This is a genomic window from Rothia sp. HMSC065C03 (assembly GCF_001837295.1).
Taxonomy (GTDB): domain Bacteria; phylum Actinomycetota; class Actinomycetes; order Actinomycetales; family Micrococcaceae; genus Rothia.
This window is the reverse complement of sequence record NZ_KV832006.1, coordinates 46,223-61,505: the sequence shown is the minus strand read 5'-3', so window position 1 is coordinate 61,505 and position 15,283 is coordinate 46,223. Positions and strand designations below refer to the sequence as shown.

The following is a 15,283-nucleotide window of genomic DNA, read 5'->3' as shown; positions in this document are numbered from 1 at the left end:
GCGCAGTGGGCGCTTCTTCCCATTGCATGTTTCCGGTCGTATGCTTCCCATCGTACCGCGCGGGACGGGGTTGGCGCATTCTTTTTCGGGCAGAAGCTCTTTATGACCTCTTTTCGTCAATGCCCTTTTCATCAATGCTCTTCTCGGGTGCGGTAACTCCGGAGGCAGGTTTGAGGCTTTCTTGCGAGTACTTGCGGTGAATCGCGTCCATGACGTGCTCCACTTCGGACCATCTGCCACTCTTCACGAGGCGAGCACCGGATCCCGAATGAGCACCAGATCCCGAGCGGGCGCCGTTCTCCGGGCCATTGCCCACTCCCCCGCCACCGCCTCGTTGTGCTGAGGCAGTTCTGGCGGAGGTGGTTCTTGCGGACCGTGAGTTTGCCCCGTTCTCGATGGAGTCGAAGAGGGTTTGCTGCACCCCGTCTTCGGCGCGGGCGAGTTTTTCGGCGCGCACGCCAATGAGCCGCAGGGCGCGTGGCGCCTCCTGACCCACCAGAATTTCATCGGCTCGCAGGGCTTCCAACGCCAGGGAGGCGATCTGCATGCCAGAGTCCACGGGCACATTTATGGGGATAGCGCGGGTGTGCGTTTCGAAGGTGCTGTAGCGGATTTTGAGGCTGAGCCCTCCGGCGAGTTTCCCGGCGGATCGCAGGCGCTTTCCCAGCTTGAGACTCAGCTCCCGAATAGCAGCGCTCACCTCCTGGGCATCGGTCGTATCCGTCTCGAAGGTGTGCTCGCCACCCATGCTTTTCTCTTCGCGTTCGGTGATCACGGGGCGTTCATCAATACCGCGCGCCATGGCCCAGAGGTGCTCCCCCTGGGCGGTGCCGAAGCGTTCTTTGAGCCAGTCCAAGCTCATGGACCTCATCTGGGCGATGGTGTGAATACCGTATCTGGAGAGCTGCTCGGTGCTTTTCGCACCCACGCCCCACAGGTCAGAGACTTTTCTAGGGTCGAGGAATTCTTGAACGCGCTCGGGTGGAATGACCCACAGCCCGTTCGGCTTACTGCCGGTGGATGCCATTTTGGCGAGTAGCTTATTGGGTGCAACCCCCGCGGAGGAGGGCAGGGAGAGCTCCTGCGCGATGCGGTCGCGAGCGCGCTGCGCCAGGGCGACGGGATCTTGGCCGTGCAGGTAGGCGCCGGTCAGGTCCACGAAGGCTTCGTCCACGCTAACCTGCTCGACGTAGGGGCTCAAATCGTGAAGGATTGCCATGACGGCGCGGGAGTAGTGCCGGTAGTCGCCGCGCAGCGGCAGGACGGTGGCGTTGGGGCTGAGGTTCCGGGCGCGACTGAGCGGCATGCCGGAGCGTACCCCGTGGGCGCGCGCCTCGTAGGAGGCGGAGCAGACCACAGAGCGGGGACCGAGGGGCGCCACGATAATGGGTTCGCCGCGCAGGGCGGGGTTTTCGAGGAGTTCGACGTTGACGAAGAAGGCGTCCATGTCCAGGTGCATAATGACGCGGCCGTTCCTAGCGCCGCCGTTCTTGCCGGTTCGCTTCTGCCCCATGTCGCCTCCTCTCATAGCTTCTACTCCCGCCTACCGAAAATATAGCACATTTCTACGAACAATAGGGGCAATATATCGTAAACGTGTTCGCAAATACGTTCTCTTGGGCTTTTCTCCACTAAGCTAGAAGAAGTGCACACCGCACGGCATCAGGACCGTACATAGCGACCATCAGCGAGGATAGTATGACTCCCCCTTCTCCTTCCGGAGCACCCACTCCCCAGGCGACCGAGAGCCTCACCGTAGCAGCCCCGAAGATCCCGGCGGATTCTGCGCACCTCGCCGAGCGTATTGCTGAAGAGCAGCGAGCCTACCTGCACGCTTTTGACACTCTCATGGCTGAGTTTTTTACCCGCCAGCGCGAGCTACTCGAGGGCATTTCTTCTGAGACTCTACCCCTGCTGGAGGCTATTGAATCCCTCTCCACCGGCGGCAAGCGCCTGCGTGCCCTGCTGAGCTACTGGGGTTGGCGAGGTGCGGGCGGCGCACCCGTAACCGAGAACCGCGCATCCTGGTCTATTGTGAAGGCCGGCATGGCGGTGGAGCTGTTCCAGACCTCCGCACTGATTCACGACGACATTATCGACCGCTCCGATACCCGCCGCGGCGCTCCCTCCGTGCACAAGCGTTTCGAGGCGGCGCACGAGCAGAATGGTTGGCGCGGTGATGCTTTCAACTACGGTCTGACCGGCGGTATTCTTGCCGGCGATCTGACCCTGGCGTGGTCTGCCGAGGTTTTCGCGTCCCTGGGTGAGGGAGCGATTTATGGCGCCCCTGCACGCACTATTTTTGACCGGATGCGCACCGAAGTTCTGGCGGGTCAGTACCTGGACGTCTACTCCGAGGTTCTCGAAACCGAGGACGCTCAGGCGGCTCTGCAGCGTGCCCTGAACGTGATTCGTTTCAAGTCCGCCAAGTACTCGTGCGAGCACCCCTTCACGATTGGTGGTGCTCTGGCTCTGCAGGCTGCCGCGCTGGAGAGCGGTGCATGTGCCGTGAGCGAGCAGCACCCGGTACTTGCCGGTTACCGTGCGTTCGGCCTGCCGCTGGGTGAGGGCTTCCAGCTGCGTGATGACGAGCTGGGCGTCTTCGGCCAGCCCGAGGTGACCGGTAAGCCCGCTGGCGATGACCTGCGTGAGGGTAAGCGTACCGTGCTGGTGGCGCTCACCTCCGCCGTCCTCGACGAGAAGGACGCGGCGCTTCTGCACAATAGCTTAGGCAACCCCGAGCTGAGTGATGAGCAGGTGGAGCGCATCCGCGAGCTGATGGTTTCTTCGGGCGCTTTCGCCAAGCATGAGCAGCTGATTGAACAGAAGTCTCAGGCTGTGTTTGAGGCGCTGGAGGCGATGAACCTGGACGAGCTGGCGCATGCGGCACTGACCGATATTGTGGGTCGTGCTCTGCGCCGCAAGGCATAGATGCGCTACGTCGCAAGGCGTAGAGGTTCAACACAGTTAGAACGTTAAATAGGTTGAGGCGGCATACCGAAGTATGCCGCCTCAACCTATTTAGCTATAGTACTGAGCCGCTATTACCAAGCCAGATTACCAAGCCAGTGCCTGCGCACGGCGACGGATCTCGGTCTTACGACCGTCAATCAGCGCGTCGATGGGGCGGCCGGGCAGAGAGTCGTCGTTGGTGTACAGCCACACGATAGCTTCTTCATCGCTGAAGCCGGAGTCCTTCAGGACAGCGAGGGTGCCCTTGAGGGATTCGAGTACTCGCGAACCGTTCATGAACAGTGCGGGTACCTTGCGCACGTTGGTTTCCGGGTCGCGCAGAGCGATGAGCGTACCGTCAGAAATCAGGTTGTGAACGCGGGTCACCTTCAGGTCGAGTGCCTGCGCAATTTCGGGGATAGTTACCCAATCGCCGACGAGGGCGAAGGTCTGAGCAATATTTTCGTTAGTCACCTTTTAAGAGTGCCAGAGCTGGCACGTATTTACCACTTTTGACCCGCCGCAGGTTCGCTGCCCCTCCCGGATTCTTTCGTTCTTGTGCCCTGCCCGTTGTTCTTGCGTTGGAGTCGGGTCCACCGGCACTTTGTAAGAATTCGCTGAGTGTTCACCTGCCCGGCGCCCTTTGGCATCGCTTCTGCCCAGGTGGGCGGGCTAAAATGTTGAGACGTATGAATACTCCCAGCCCACGCCGGATTTCTCCTGTGAACCCTCGTTCTTCTGCAAATACTCCTGTTCCTCCCGCCACCCGTCCCGCTGCCCCGGATACCGCTATTGGTTCTTCGCAGTGGCTCAGTGGCGCCATTATTGAGGGTCACTACCAGGTGGGTTCGCTTATTGGCCGCGGCGGCATGAGCGAGGTGTATTATGCGCTGGACCTGTGGTCGAATAACCCGGTTGCGCTCAAGGTTCTCTCCCCCGCTCTGGCTGAGGATGCAGCGAACCGTCAGAAGTTCCACCGTGAGGAGCGCTCGATGCGCCAGGTAGGTGGCGGCGGGCATACGGTGGGTGTGATTTCATCGGGTACCGAATATTTTTCGGGTCAGATGGTCATGTATATCGTGCTCGAGTACGTGCACGGTTGTACGCTGAGCCAGCTGCTACGTGTGCGTAATGCCCTCTCGCTGGGTGAGGCTCTGGATATCCTCATTCCGGTCGTGGAGGCGCTCTCGGAGGTTCATGCGAACCGCTACCTGCACGGCGATATTAAGCCGGGCAATATTCTTCTCGACGCTAACGGCCAGGTGAAGCTCACAGACTTCGGTCTCTCCCGCCGTGACGATCAGGTGGATGCGGGCGCCCCCATGGGCACCCCCGCCTACGTAGCGCCGGAGGTTCTTGATCCGAAGGTGAAGGTCGGAGCTCAAGCTGATATTTTTGCACTCGGCGTGATGATGTACCGCATGCTTTCAGGTCGTCTGCCCTTTGTGGGTCTGGAGAATGACCAGCAGGTGCTCTACCACAACGCCAATATTGAGATGCCCGCGCTGACCGATGTCGCGCCGGGTGCGGACCGCGACATTGCGGGGCTGATTTCGTGGTGTACCCGCAAGCAGCCGCACGCACGCCCGGAGGATGCGACCGAGCTGTTCACGGCTCTGCTGGAGATTTCTGAGTCGTTGGGTGAGTCTGAGCGTGCTTGGCGCGCCCCCTCGTGCCCGGAACCGGAGCTTCCCCTTTGGGAGGCCGTCGCCGATATTGCGGAGCGTAGCGGCGCCGCGCAGATGGTGCGTAACACCCCGATTAGCGCGTTTAGCGATGCCCGCGATCTGCTCGCCTACGATGTGTACTCCCCCGACAGCCTCGTGTACGATGCCTCGGCAGCGAGTCAGGGCGTGCACCTTGCCGACGTGGATGCTGAGGACTCCGTGCTCAACCGCCAGGGCATTCCGCCTCTGGTGAGTTCTGCCTCCGATAATGACGATTCTGACACTGATCAGGAGAAGGAAGGCTCAAAGGGCAAATCCGGCAAGCATGGTCTGGGTTCGTTCATGGGCCGCCGTACCGCCGCGGCGAAGGGCCCGCTGACTCAGTCCGTTGGCATTGGCCCGCAGACGGAGCAAGAGTTCATCTCAGCTAACGGCGAGTACGCCCCAATCCATGCGGAGCGTTCGTTGAGCCCCTCCGGCACACGTCGTTCGAAGTCTAAGGGACCGGCGAGCGCGTCGGAGGCTTCACCGGCAGAGGAGACCGCTTCTTCTCAGGAATCCGAGCAGTCTTCGCAGAAGGATCCTCGCCTGCCCGCCAAGCAGTTTAGGACCCCGCCCTCGGGTATGGCGGTGGGCGGTTGGGCTCTGGCGCTGATTCTGCTGGGCATGGGTTCGAGCTTCACCGGCTGGTGGCTTGCAACCTCGCTCGTGCAGTCGCAGTGGTGGCGCAATATTGAAGCGTTCCTGACCTTCTAGTAGCACGCCTTACCGAACGCCCCGTCCTCGCCTGTACCGCGCGCAGGTTAAACGATAATGCCCGGGTCTTCGCTCATAGGGAGTGAAGACCCGGGCATTTGTTTTTGCTATTCCCCGCCGACTAGTACCCACTGGCTAGTACCCGCTGACTAGTACGGCGAGGCGTATGAACGTTTTATGCGCGGTTCTTGAGGTACTCGGAGACCAGGAACGCGATTTCCAGGGACTGCGAGTGGTTCAGACGCGGGTCGCACAGGGACTCGTAGCGGTCAGCCAGTGCTGCCTCGTCGATAGCGTCGGAGCCGCCCAGGCACTCGGTCACGTCGTCGCCGGTCATCTCCACGTGAATACCGCCGGGGAACGAGCCCAGAGCCTCGTGCACCTCGAAGAAGCCGCGAACCTCGTCGAGCACATCGTCGAAGCGGCGGGTCTTGTAGCCGGAGGGCACGGAGATGGTGTTGCCGTGCATCGGGTCGGTCACCCACACGACCTTCGCGCCCTCGGCCTGCACGCCTTCAACGATGGAGGGCAGCTTCTCGCGAATGTTCTTCGCGCCCATGCGGGTGATGAAGGTCAGGCGGCCGGGCTCGCGGTTCGGGTCGAGCTTGTCAATCAGTGCGAGTGCGTCCTCGGTGGTGGTGGTCGGGCCGAGCTTCACGCCGATGGGGTTGCGGACCTTGGAGAGGAAGTCCACGTGGGCGTCATCGATGCCGCGGGTGCGCTCACCAATCCACAGGAAGTGTGCGGAGGTGTCGTAGGGCAGGTGGGTGCGCGAATCGATGCGGGTCAGGGCGCGCTCGTAGTCCAGAACTAGTGCCTCGTGGCCGACGTACATGTCGGTGGTCTTGAGGGCCTCGAAGTTCACACCGCATGCTTCCATGAATTTGAGGGCGCGGCCGATTTCGTTAGCGGTCTTCTCGTAGCGCTCGTGGGCGGGGTTAGAGGTGAAGCCTCGGTTCCACTGGTGCACGGCGCGCAGGTCGGCGAAGCCGCCCTTGGTGAAGGCGCGCACCAGGTTCAGGGTGGATGCGCTGGTGTGGTAGCCGCGCAGCATGCGCTTGGGGTCGTGTACGCGGGCTTCGGGAGTGAAGTCGAAACCGTTGACGGTCTCGCCGCGGAAGGAGGGCAGTGTGACGTCGCCGCGGGTTTCCATGTCTGCGGAGCGCGGCTTGGAGAACTGGCCCGCCATACGACCCATCTTCACCACGGGCATGGAGGCGCCGTAGGTGAGCACTGCAGACATCTGCAGGATGGTCTTGACGCGGCCGGAGATCTTGTCGGCGGTTGCGCCCGCGAAGGTTTCTGCGCAGTCGCCGCCCTGCAACAGGAATGCGCGGCCTTCAGCAACCTCACCGAGTGCCTGGCGCATGGCGTCGACCTCACCGGCGAAGACGAGCGGCGGTACCGAGTTCAGCTCAGCGATGGTGCTCTCAAAATCTTCGTGCTCGCTCCAGGTGGGCTGCTGGTCAATGCGCAGCTGACGCCAGGTGTCTAGGCCGTGGTCGGTGGCCTGCGAGGTGCTGAGGTTTTGGTTGCTCATCTTCACTCCATTGGGATGGTCTTGTGCGTTTTCTGGTTCAGCCGCGTTTCGGGTGCTCGGCGCGCCCTGTGCGGCGTGCTGGCTTGCGATTCTTCAGGCCGAATAGACCTAATTGTACTCTTGCTTGCTTCAACACCTAACCCTGCAGTCAGGTACATCTCACATGTTTAGATAGCGCCACCCGGTGTCGGCGCCACCCGGTGTCGGCGATACGCGGGTTGATGAGCACCGTTGCAGAGCCGCATACGAAAGGGCGGGATGCGGCATGTACCGCATCCCGCCCTCTGGCGTATGTGCGCATCTGGAGTATATGCGCATCCGAGGTGTTGTCTCAGGGTGCTGTCTCAATGCCTAGTGCTGCAGGTGTGCGACTGCCTCATCAGCGCTCATGTTTTTATCAGTCATGAGCTTCTTGACGCGGTCGGCGTACACGTCCACGTATTCCTGGCCGCTGAGGGCACGGATCTCGGAGCCAATACGGTCGGCGATTTCACGCTGAACGCGGTGGCTCAGGTCTGAGCCGTCGGTGTATTCCTCGAAGGTGAGGGGCTTACCGATAATGGTACGCACCTGGATGGGCTTGCCGTCATGGCGCAGACGGATACGGTTCGAGCCGGAGGGCTGAATCAGGTCGGTACCGATCTGGCCGACGGGAACTACGGGCACGCCGGTTTCCAGGGCGAGGCGGGCAACACCAACTTTGGGGCGGTAGCCGCGTCCGTCGGGGCTACGGGTACCTTCAGGGTAGATACCGATAACGCCGCCGTCCTTAAGGACCTGCGCACCGGCGTTGAGGGATTCCTGGCTCTTCTGACCGCCGGAGCGGTCCATGGGAAGCTGACCAACACCGCGGAAGAACGCCGCCATGGCGCGCCCCTTCACGCCGGGGGTAGTGAAGTAGTCGCTCTTGGCGAGGAAATTCACGGTGCGCGGCATGGCGAGAGGAATAAAAATGGAGTCGCAAAATGCCAGGTGGTTGCTGGCGACGATGTAGGGCCCCTCGGGCAGGTTTTCCAGGCCAACCACGTCGTGGTGGTACAGTCCCTGCAGCAGGGGTGAGCCAAGAACCTTGAGCGTTGAATAGAGGGCGGTGTTAGGCATTGGGGACTCCTCTCTGAATATTCCCGGGTCAATTCTATCTTGTCTGGAGCGTAGCGAGAGAACGCGCGATAATTAAAGAAAAGAGAACGATTTTTCTGCGCACCGGTGTATCGGGTGCGCTGGGGGCGATATACCAGCATCGGTGCTGTATCCGTGGTAGCCGGTCAGGGTACGCTATAGAGCCTCACCTGCGCTCATACTCGCGCAGGTTGGCGGAGGAGGACCATGAGCATTTTCGATAATTCGCTGGAACCGATTAAGAGGATTCGGCGCAAGGCTCGCGAGCGCAGGCTTCTTGCGACCCAAAATGTTAAGGAATCTTTGGCGCGTCGCCTCGGGGAAGAGCAGGATGCGTTCGACCACTCCCCTGTTTCTTTTGCCCCTGATTCGGTGCAGCATTCCGTGGGTATTTTGCTGGTGCATGGTTTTACGGGTTCGCCGCACAGTATGCGCCCGTTGGCTCAGCGTTTCATGAAGCTTGGTTATGCGGTAGAGATGCCGTTGCTGACCGGTCACGGTACTCATTGGAAAGATTTGCGCGATAGCACCTATGAGCAGTGGCTGGCTTCTGCCGAGCAGGGGTACCGCCGCCTGACCGATCAGGGTCTGCGTGTGGTGGTCATTGGCATGTCGATGGGCGGCACGGTGGCAACTCATCTATCGGCGCGTCTGCCTGTGGCGGGTACGGTGCTGATCAACCCGTACATGGTGGATGTGAACCCGATGATGCGCCACGCCGGTAAGGTGTCGAAGGTTCTGCCGGTGCTCAAGGCGATCGGGTCTGATATTGCGGTTCCGGGTGTGAGCGAGGGCGCGTATTCTATCGTTCCAACGGCAGCAGTGCATCAGCTACATCTTTTGGGTGCTGAGACTCGTGCTCTGATCCCGCAGTTGAAGTCGCCGGTGCTGTATTTGCGTTCACTGGGCGATCATACTGTGTCGGATAGCTCCCATAGATATTTTCTCGAACATTGTTCAGTTCCTGTAGAATTTAGGTGGCTGACCCGCAGCTACCATGTGGCAACCCTGGACTATGACGCAGAGTATCTGCTCTCCACCATCCAAGATTTTGTCGCATCCCTAAACCACTAAATTCTGAAGGTTCTACGCACCAACCGGCGCATGCATCACCCGCCGCGGTGCGCAGAACACTCAGAAAGCCATCACGGCACCTCGAGAAATCGAGGACAGCCCGCGGCACCGGACCGCCCGAGCTTACGCCCTGATTCGAAAGGCGCATTATGAAAGTCTTCTCCACTCCCGCTGAGGTTCTCGTCGACCCCTCGCTGAACCTGACAAGCATTGTTGAGCGCCACCGAGCCGATAGTTCCAACCCGGTGCTCTACCGTCGACAGATGTCGCCGGGTAACTGGCAGCCGGTTCGAGCCCAGCAGTTCCACCAGATGGTGACCGATCTGGCGAAGGGCATGATTGCTGCGGGTATCCGCCCGGGTGACCGTGTGGGCATTATGAGCCGCACCCGTTTTGAATGGACCGTCATTGACTTCGCGATTTGGTACGCGGGCGCCATCTCCGTGCCGGTGTACGAGACGAACGCTGCCGCCCAGGCGGCGTGGGCACTGTCCCATTCTGAGGCTGTCGCTATCTTTGTCGAGGATGAGAAGCTCCTGAATCGTGTGGCTGAGGCTGAGGAGTTCGCCTCCACGACTGAGGAACCCATGCAGTTGAAGCACCGCTGGGTCATTGAGAACGGCGACCTTGATACCCTCAGCGCTCGCGCGTCCGAGGTGAGCGATGAGCAGCTGGAGCAGGTACGTTCCGCTGCCGGCTGTGATGACATCGCGACCATTGTGTATACCTCCGGCACGACCGGCCGCCCCAAGGGTTGCGCGCTGACTCACGGCCACTTCCTAAACCTGAGTGTCAACACCAAAATGGTCGAACCCGAGATTGCGAACTCCCGTAACTCCTCCATTCTTTTCTTGCCGCTGGCGCACGTTCTGGCGCGTCTGATTCAGGTGCTGGCACTGGATGCCGGTCTGGTCATCGGTCACTCCCCCAATATTAAGAACCTGGCTGCTGACTTGGATAGCTTCAAGCCGACCATGCTGCTGGTGGTGCCCCGCGTCTTTGAGAAGGTGTACGAGGGCGCCATGGCGAAGGCGGCTAAGGGCGGCAAGTTCAATAAGTCGCTCTTTGAGCGTTCCACCGATATTGCGGTGCGCTGGTCACAGGCGAAGGTTGAGGGCCGTGTCCCGCTGAAGCTGGCGGCGCAGTACGCTCTGTACGACAAGCTGGTCTACTCGAAGCTGCGTGCGGCTCTGGGCGGCGAGCTACGTTACGCGGTCTCCGGCGGCGGTCCCCTCGGCGAGCGCCTGGCGCACTTCTTCCACGCGGTGGGTGTGCAGGTGGTTGAGGGTTACGGCCTGACCGAGACCTGCGCCCCGATTGCGGCTGGCCGCATCAACCCGTACCAGATTGGCATGATTGGCCCGCTCATCCCCGGTTCCGAAGGCTATATTGCTGAGGACGGCGAGCTTCTGGTTCGTGGCGTGGGCGTGATTAGCAGCTACTACAAGAACCCCGAAGAGGACGCTCAGGCGTTCACTGAGGACGGCTGGTTCCGTACCGGTGACCTGGCTCATTTCGATGAGCGCGGCTACCTGAAGATTGTGGGCCGCAAGAAGGAAATCATTGTCACCGCCGGCGGTAAGAACGTGATTCCGGGTATTGCGGAGACTCATCTTCGTACCTCTCCCCTGGTTTCTCAGGCGATGCTGGTAGGCGATGAGAAGCCGTTCGTTGCGGCTCTGGTGACCCTGGATCCGGATACCCTGCCCGAGCAGTTGGAGCACTTGGGTCTGCCGCGTTCGCTCTCCATCCCGGAGGCTGCTGTTCACCCGGCGGTTCGTGCTGCAGTTCAGAAGCTCGTGGACGAGGCGAACCAGTTGGTTTCCCGCGCTGAGGGTATTCGCGAGTTCCGCATTATGAACCGCGATCTGACCGAGGCGGACGGCTATCTGACTCCTTCGCAGAAGTTGCGCCGCGCGAAGATTCTGCAGGACTTCTCCTCCTACGTGGATGAGATGTACGGCAAGGTTTCCGATAGCACGTCGGATTCTTTGGCTCGCCTGCAGGAGTACGCGGCGGAGCAGTCTGAGAAGTTCGCTGAACTGCGTGAGCAGGCGGCAGAGCGTCTGCACGAGTACGCGGACCACCAGGCGGAGCGTCTGGCCGAGCTGCGCGAGCAGGCGGCTGAGAAGTTTGAGGAGCTACGTGAGCAGACTGCCGAAATGATGCAGAAGCCGCAGGAAGAGAAGGCGGAGGCTAAGGACGACGCCAAGAAGCCTGAGAAGGCGGAAAAGGCTGAGGACTCTTCCGCTGCAGCTCCTACTGAGAAGGCATAAGCTAAGAAGGCTGAGAAGAAGCCTGAAAGCGACAATGCCTATCCGGCTCTAGCTACCGAAACGAGAGGAGGGGGTCGTACCGCTGTGGTACGGCCCCCTCCTCTATGTTTACCTCACCGCTCAGAGCCTGAGTCCTTGAGCGGTATTCTTTGAACCGGTCGGTATTAGTTGGCGGGCTCGTCGAATTCCAGGCCGAGCAGCGCGTTCTCAATGATTTCGGTCAGTGCCGGGTGGATCCAGTACTGGCCGCGTGCGAGGGTGCGCGCATCCATGCCGAAGCTCATTGCCTGCAGGAGCGGCTGGATGAGCACGGAGGACTCTTCACCGACCAGGTGTGCACCGAGCAGCTCACCGTTGTCCTTACGGGCAATGAGCTTGCACAGGCCAATCTTGTCTTCCATTGCCCAGCCGTAGGCGGTGTCGCCAAAGTTCTGTGCCTTGACGGTAATCTCAAAGCCTTCACGTTCAGCCGCCTGGCGCGCCTGCTCTTCGGTCATGCCGACCACAGCAATCTGCGGGTTGCTGAAGACGGCAGCCGGTACGTAGCGGTGGTCGCTGGCACGCAGGTCCTCGGGGTGGCTGAGGTTGTGCTGCACAACGCGTGCCTCGTGGTTTGCCACGTGCTTGAGCTGGTAGCGGCTGGACACGTCGCCGAGGGCGTAGACGCCGGGTACGGGCGCGCCGTTGTAGAGCACGCGCTGGTACTTATCGACGCTGAGCTGGCCGCCGTCCTGCACGTCGAAGTAGTTCTTCGCGTTGAGGGTGTCGGTGTTGGGGCGACGACCGGTTGCCACGAGCACAGCGTCTGCCGGGATTTCGAGCAGTTCTTCACCGTTCTCGGTAGTGTGCTTAGCTACGACGGTCACACTGCCGTCGGCGTTCTCACGGATTTCGGAGAGGGACGCATCCTTGACGATGTTCCACTGCTTGCTTGCGGCTTCTTCGAAGCGTGCCACGACCTCTTCGTCCACGCCACGTAGCAGGCGGGAGGAGCGGTTCAGCTGGGTTACTTCGGTACCGAATGCGGAGAAAACGTGGGAGAATTCTGCCGCAATCACGCCGCCGCCGATGACGACCATACGGGCGGGCAGCTCGTCCATGCGCATGACGTTGTCATTGGTGTAGACCTTGGAGGAGTCGATACCGGGTACGGGAGGCAGCACGGCGCGTGAACCTGCCGCAACAACAATCTGGCGGCCCTGCAGGCGGGTGCCGTCGGTCAGCTCGACGGTGTGGGAGCCGACGAAGCGCGCGTACTGGTCGTAGAAGTCGACGTTGGGCAGACCGGCACGCCAGTTGCGGCCGCCTTCAACAATCTGGTCAATGCGGGAGGCAAAGATACGGTCACGAATCTGCGCCCAGTGCACGGCGTCTACGTGTGCGTCGACGCCCAGGTGCTTGACCTCGCGGGTCTTCTGCGCGATGGTCGCCGGGTAGACGTACATTTTGGTGGGGATGCAGCCAACGTTCAGGCAGGTGCCGCCGAAGATACCGCCGTCGATGAGGGCAACCTTCTTGTCGTCCCATTCGGGGCCGATGAGGGTGTTGCCGGATCCGGAGCCGATGACGATGAGGTCGTACTGTGCTACGCCGTCAATGCGTTCTACGTTCTCGATGCTCATGTGGTCCTCTCGTTGATGATGTTGAGGCTGGGCTCGTTCCCAGCGTACCCCTCGATGACGGGGTTATTCCTGTTACTGCCACTATAACGTGTATGGGCGGCACGCTATTCCCGCTATCTCGTGTCGATGGTGACGGATATGCGAAAGTGCGCCCTCCCAAAGAACACAGCGCTGAGAACACAGCGGTTCTTTGAGAAGACGCACTCAAGCATTGAAACTACGTGAGCCCGCAGATGAGTAATCCGTAGAGGTCTGCGCTTAGAGGTCAGCCATGAGCCCAGCCAGCAGGCGGGTGAAGTCCATGGCGGGATCAACCGATTCTTCGTCGGGCCAAAAATGAATCGGGTACGCGGCACCTTGGGCGCGCTGCAGCACGGGGCTTTCAGCGAGCACGGGTTCTGCCACGAGCTCACCAAAGAGGGAGCGCATTTCGTCGCGGCGGTAGCGGTGTTCGCTATCGTTGGGGCGCATCTTATTGATAACTACTCCCGCACCGTCAATGCTGATGCCGCTTTCCTGCTGAAAACGCACGATGGCGCGCAGGGTTCGTTCGGTGCCCGCCACGGAGAAGAGAGATGGTTCAGCGACCGAGAGGATGCGCTCGCTAACCGCCCAGCCCATCGAAGACAGGGTTCCGAGGAACGGCGGGCAGTCAATCAGGATGACGTCGTAGGCGTCCGCTGCCGCCTCCGCCATGCGCTTGAAGCGGCGGATGAACGGCGCGGCTTCCTGCCGGTCCACGAGGGTGGAACGAGCCGAGCCGCGTGCCACCTTCACGCTACCGGTGGTCACGGGGTTATTGGTCAGCAGGGTGGGTTTGCCGACGAGCGAGTTCCAGGAGGAGCTGCCGGCTTCCTCCGCGAAGGCGCGCTCATTGGAGTTGGCAATCAGGGAGGCGACGTCGGGGATGGTTTCATCCACCGCCAGGCCAGTGCTGGCGTCGCCGTGGGGGTCGAGGTCAATAACGAGTGTGGAGAGTCCGCTGTGTAATGCCGCGGAGGCGAGCCCCAAAGTGATGGACGTTTTGCCAACGCCGCCTTTGAGACTGCTGATACTGACGATGCGGGGCATGCAGATCCCTTTTTTGAGTGAGGTGTAATGCCCCTTTATTTTAGCGAATCTTCGCTTTTCTTCCGGCTCTGACAGGGGGTATCTTGAGTTTTTTTCTCAAACGAGCAATGAATATTCCCTTGGGTTTAAAACTTCTGCCCGTGCTCGCCACCTGGTAGGTAGTGAGCGCGGGCAAATTCAAAACACTATGCTTTATGCCTGTGCGCGGCGGGCACGGCGGGCGGCAAGTTCGTCGCCCTCGAAGTTTTCGTGCATCTCTTCGCCGGGCTGGCCGTTGAGGTTCATTTCGATTTCGCGCCAGACGCGGCCGATAGCGATGCCGAAGACGCCCTGACCTGCCTGGACCAGGTCGATAACCTCGCTCGGGGAGGTGCATTCGTAGACGGTGGTGCCGTCACTCATGAGGGTGATGTTCGCGAGGTCGTCAATGCCGCGGGTACGCAGGTGCTCGATGGAGGTGCGAATCTGCTGCAGGGACACACCGGTGTCCAGCAGTCGCTTCACGATCTTGAGTACGAGCACGTCGCGGAAGCTATAGAGGCGCTGGGTGCCGGAGCCGGATGCGCCACGCACGGTGGGTACGACCAAATCGGTGCGTGCCCAGTAGTCGAGCTGGCGGTAGGTGATGCCGGCTGCCTTGCAGGCGACGGCGCCGCGGTAGCCGAGGTTTTCCTCGACGACAGAGACAGGGTCGGTGAAGAGTACGCCCTGTTCACCGCGCGGAGGCGGTGCTACAGGGAAGAGGGTGTCGAAGCCATCCAGGGGCTGGTCGAAGCCCTGGGGTGCGTGCGTGGTTGCGGCCTCGCCTGCATTTTCGGCTACCTGCTGCTCTAGCACGGTCCCTCCTTTTCGTTAAACCCTTTTAAGTGCTTCACCGCGCCCCATCAAATGCGGTCGATATCGTTCCGGTGTAGACCCGATTCTCGGGGTGAGATTATCGGGGTGAGATTCTAGGGTTGAGGTCTAGAATCTGCGTCTATGATTCGCGTGGCTCCTCTACTGGGTTCCAGCACGGTTTTCAATACTACACAGCGGTTCGACAGTGCGACCGATGCGCGATAGGCGCGGTTGTTCAATCTATTTTAACTGATAGAGGGCTCTACTTAAAATTGAACCCACCGAAGCGAATGATCTTTTCAGATTCATTCTTGCCTCATTAACGCCTCATAGGGGCTCCCCTCCCCCCCCCCCCCCCCCCCCCCCCCC

At 60.6% G+C, this 15,283-nt stretch carries 11 protein-coding genes; 4 read left to right on the top strand and 7 right to left on the bottom strand.

Annotation, left to right across the window (positions count from 1 at the left end; all coding sequences use genetic code 11):
• Nucleotides 1-100 precede the first annotated feature (100 nt).
• Nucleotides 101-1,513 carry a DNA polymerase IV gene (gene dinB / locus HMPREF2605_RS06030; protein ID WP_070847376.1) on the bottom strand — a complete coding sequence of 471 codons (1,413 nt, stop codon included), beginning with the start codon at nucleotides 1,511-1,513 and terminating at the stop codon, nucleotides 101-103.
• Nucleotides 1,514-1,698: 185 nt separating this feature from the next.
• Here dinB and HMPREF2605_RS06025 point away from each other — a divergent pair, with 185 nt between their 5' ends.
• Nucleotides 1,699-2,931, top strand: coding sequence for a polyprenyl synthetase family protein (locus HMPREF2605_RS06025; RefSeq protein WP_070688011.1), 1,233 nt, complete (start codon nucleotides 1,699-1,701; stop codon nucleotides 2,929-2,931).
• A 126-nt stretch (nucleotides 2,932-3,057) separates the two neighbouring features.
• On the opposite strand, the gene HMPREF2605_RS06020 is transcribed toward HMPREF2605_RS06025, so the two are convergent.
• Nucleotides 3,058-3,426: an Rv2175c family DNA-binding protein gene (locus tag HMPREF2605_RS06020; protein ID WP_070506761.1), complete on the bottom strand. Its 369-nt coding sequence runs from the start codon at nucleotides 3,424-3,426 to the stop codon at nucleotides 3,058-3,060.
• A 248-nt stretch (nucleotides 3,427-3,674) separates the two neighbouring features.
• On the opposite strand from HMPREF2605_RS06020, the gene HMPREF2605_RS06015 reads away from it, so the two are divergent.
• Nucleotides 3,675-5,375, top strand: a complete 1,701-nt coding sequence (locus HMPREF2605_RS06015; protein ID WP_239663433.1) for a serine/threonine protein kinase — start codon at nucleotides 3,675-3,677, stop codon at nucleotides 5,373-5,375.
• A gap of 175 nt (nucleotides 5,376-5,550) precedes the next feature.
• Here HMPREF2605_RS06015 and HMPREF2605_RS06010 read toward each other — a convergent pair whose 3' ends face one another.
• Both HMPREF2605_RS06010 and HMPREF2605_RS06005 read right to left on the bottom strand, forming a co-directional pair.
• Entirely contained in the window at nucleotides 5,551-6,915 is a 1,365-nt protein-coding gene (locus HMPREF2605_RS06010) for a class II 3-deoxy-7-phosphoheptulonate synthase (RefSeq protein WP_070847374.1), read from the bottom strand.
• 351 nt (nucleotides 6,916-7,266) lie between these two features.
• Nucleotides 7,267-8,016 carry a lysophospholipid acyltransferase family protein gene (locus HMPREF2605_RS06005; protein WP_070592916.1) on the bottom strand — a complete coding sequence of 250 codons (750 nt, stop codon included), beginning with the start codon at nucleotides 8,014-8,016 and terminating at the stop codon, nucleotides 7,267-7,269.
• A gap of 225 nt (nucleotides 8,017-8,241) precedes the next feature.
• Here HMPREF2605_RS06005 and HMPREF2605_RS06000 point away from each other — a divergent pair, with 225 nt between their 5' ends.
• Both HMPREF2605_RS06000 and HMPREF2605_RS05995 read left to right on the top strand, forming a co-directional pair.
• Nucleotides 8,242-9,108, top strand: a complete 867-nt coding sequence (locus HMPREF2605_RS06000) for an alpha/beta hydrolase (RefSeq protein WP_070847372.1) — start codon at nucleotides 8,242-8,244, stop codon at nucleotides 9,106-9,108.
• 149 nt (nucleotides 9,109-9,257) lie between these two features.
• The gene (locus tag HMPREF2605_RS05995) at nucleotides 9,258-11,384 is read left to right on the top strand and encodes an AMP-dependent synthetase/ligase (RefSeq protein WP_049354891.1); all 2,127 of its coding nucleotides are present in this window, start codon (nucleotides 9,258-9,260) and stop codon (nucleotides 11,382-11,384) included.
• Nucleotides 11,385-11,548: 164 nt separating this feature from the next.
• On the opposite strand, the gene HMPREF2605_RS05990 is transcribed toward HMPREF2605_RS05995, so the two are convergent.
• The 3 genes from HMPREF2605_RS05990 to HMPREF2605_RS05980 form a co-directional block, all read right to left on the bottom strand.
• A complete protein-coding gene (locus tag HMPREF2605_RS05990; RefSeq protein WP_070847369.1) occupies nucleotides 11,549-13,006 on the bottom strand; it encodes a mycothione reductase in 1,458 nt (485 codons plus the stop codon).
• Between the two features lie 258 nt (nucleotides 13,007-13,264).
• Complete coding sequence (locus HMPREF2605_RS05985; RefSeq protein WP_044150598.1) at nucleotides 13,265-14,077, bottom strand: ParA family protein; 813 nt, start codon at nucleotides 14,075-14,077, stop codon at nucleotides 13,265-13,267.
• 192 nt (nucleotides 14,078-14,269) lie between these two features.
• Entirely contained in the window at nucleotides 14,270-14,914 is a 645-nt protein-coding gene (locus tag HMPREF2605_RS05980; protein ID WP_005507725.1) for a MerR family transcriptional regulator, read from the bottom strand.
• Nucleotides 14,915-15,283 lie beyond the last annotated feature (369 nt).

Coding starts and splice junctions, on each gene's coding strand:
- dinB (WP_070847376.1), bottom strand. CDS start 1,513: ATGGGGCAGAAGCGAACCGGCAAGAACGGCGGCGCTAGGAACGGCCGC.
- HMPREF2605_RS06025 (WP_070688011.1), top strand. CDS start 1,699: ATGACTCCCCCTTCTCCTTCCGGAGCACCCACTCCCCAGGCGACCGAG.
- HMPREF2605_RS06010 (WP_070847374.1), bottom strand. CDS start 6,915: ATGAGCAACCAAAACCTCAGCACCTCGCAGGCCACCGACCACGGCCTA.
- HMPREF2605_RS06005 (WP_070592916.1), bottom strand. CDS start 8,016: ATGCCTAACACCGCCCTCTATTCAACGCTCAAGGTTCTTGGCTCACCC.
- HMPREF2605_RS06000 (WP_070847372.1), top strand. CDS start 8,242: ATGAGCATTTTCGATAATTCGCTGGAACCGATTAAGAGGATTCGGCGC.
- HMPREF2605_RS05995 (WP_049354891.1), top strand. CDS start 9,258: ATGAAAGTCTTCTCCACTCCCGCTGAGGTTCTCGTCGACCCCTCGCTG.
- HMPREF2605_RS05990 (WP_070847369.1), bottom strand. CDS start 13,006: ATGAGCATCGAGAACGTAGAACGCATTGACGGCGTAGCACAGTACGAC.
- HMPREF2605_RS05985 (WP_044150598.1), bottom strand. CDS start 14,077: ATGCCCCGCATCGTCAGTATCAGCAGTCTCAAAGGCGGCGTTGGCAAA.